The sequence below is a fragment of the Cellulomonas septica genome (genome assembly GCF_012396155.1).
Taxonomy (GTDB): Bacteria; Actinomycetota; Actinomycetes; order Actinomycetales; family Cellulomonadaceae; genus Cellulomonas; species Cellulomonas septica.
The window spans coordinates 1-1,169 of the sequence record NZ_JAAXOY010000869.1; the positions used below are offsets into that span (position 1 = coordinate 1).

The 1,169-nt window shown below is 76.2% G+C and carries 2 protein-coding genes; one reads left to right on the forward strand and one right to left on the reverse strand.

Annotated elements, in window-relative coordinates; all coding sequences use genetic code 11:
* The coding region (locus tag HGA02_RS19915) for an alpha/beta hydrolase family protein (protein WP_168681154.1) at positions 1–956 on the forward strand (956 nt) is incomplete at its 5' end.
* 20 nt (positions 957–976) lie between these two features.
* On the opposite strand, the gene HGA02_RS19920 is transcribed toward HGA02_RS19915, so the two are convergent.
* On the reverse strand, positions 977–1,169 hold a 193-nt coding region (locus tag HGA02_RS19920; protein ID WP_210728854.1), incomplete at its 5' end, for an aldo/keto reductase.

Genomic DNA, 1,169 nt, shown 5'->3' on the forward strand with positions numbered 1-1,169 from the left:
GCTCGTCGCGGCCTTCGTGGGTCGCGCAGGGTGCGGTGCCGTTCGCCGTGGTCACCGCCGCGGACCCGACGTCGGCGGGCGACGTCCTCACGGTGTCGCTCGACGGGTCGGGCGAAGCCACGCCGCGCACCGACCTCTCCGCGCCCCTGCGGGCGGCGGGCGTCCGTGCGCCTCGTGAGCTGGACGCGACCGCACCGGACGGCTACCCGGTCCACGGCTGGGTCGTGACGCCCGACCCGGAGCGGCACGGGCCCGGCCCGTACCCGACGATCCTCATGATCCACGGCGGGCCGCACGCGCAGTACACGCACGCGGTGTTCGACGAGGTGCAGGTCCTCGCCGCGGCCGGCTGGGCGGTCGTGCTGGGCAACCCGCGCGGGTCGTCGGGGTACGGGCGCGCGCACGGCCGGGCGATCCACCGCGCGTTCGGCACGGTCGACACGGACGACGTGCTGGCGCTGCTCGACGCGGCCACCGCCCTGCCGGAGGTCGACGCGGACCGCGTGGGCGTCATGGGTGGCTCGTACGGCGGGTACCTCACGGCGTGGCTGACGACGCGCACGGACCGGTTCGCGGCGGCGGTCGTCGAGCGCGGGTTCCTCGACCCGGTGAGCTTCGTCGGCTCGAGCGACATCGGCTGGTTCTTCGGCCTGGAGTACCTGGGCGACTCGGGCGACGAGGACGGTGCGCGCGCGGTCGCGGCGCAGTCGCCGATGGCGCACGTCGGAGCGGTGCGCACGCCGACGCTGGTGATCCACTCGGAGCAGGACTGGCGGTGCCCGGTGGAGCAGGGGCAGCGGTGGTTCGTCGAGCTGCGCCGGCGCGGTGTCGAGGCGGAGCTGCTGCTGTTCCCGGGGGAGGGTCACGAGCTGACGCGGTCCGGGCGCCCGCGGCACCGCCGGCAGCGCTTCGAGCACGTCCTCGCGTGGTGGGGCCGGCACCTGCCGACCACCTGACGGCCCGTCCGGCCGACGCGTCAGCGGTCGCTCGACCGCGGCCCCCAGAGGTTGACGCCCGCGTCCACGGCGTGGGCGTCGACCGCGGCGATCTCGTCGTCGTCCAGGGGGGCCGCGGTCGCGGCGGCGAGGTTGTCGTCGAGCTGCTCGACGGTGCGTGCGCCGACGAGCACCGACGTCACGCGCGGGTCGCGGAGCACCCAGGCGAGCGCG